Annotated in this window: 1 pseudogene; it reads right to left on the bottom strand. The window is 46.0% G+C overall.

Going from position 1 to position 272, the window contains the following annotated elements:
* Positions 1–269, bottom strand: a pseudogene (locus AAEZ02_RS22500) (hypothetical protein); the annotation flags it as partial.
* Positions 270–272: the final 3 nt, after the last annotated feature.

Below are 272 nucleotides of genomic sequence, written 5' to 3'. Positions count from 1 at the left end.
ACCAACACCCCAGCTTGTGACAGTAAGCGCATCGCCGCTTGAGTGATCGATGTGCCTGTACCGAGCAGTATTGAAGTGGTATTGGCGATAGGGATGTTGTAATAAAGATTGGCTTTGTCATCTTCAGTAAGGTACAAGACGCGGCCGTCTTTTTGCATAACGCGGCAGTGCGAGAGGTAATAGATATTGGCACGTTTGGAGTGCAAAATGGTTTTGAGATCAGAGGAGGCAAAACTATTGTCGGTATAAGCATTGGTAGGTTTTGCCATAAT

The sequence above is a fragment of the Shewanella sp. T24-MNA-CIBAN-0130 genome (assembly GCF_040310185.1).
In the GTDB taxonomy this organism is placed as follows: Bacteria; Pseudomonadota; Gammaproteobacteria; order Enterobacterales; family Shewanellaceae; genus Shewanella; species Shewanella psychromarinicola.
Note: the sequence above shows the minus strand (reverse complement) of the source record. Positions and strands in the feature narration are given on the sequence as shown.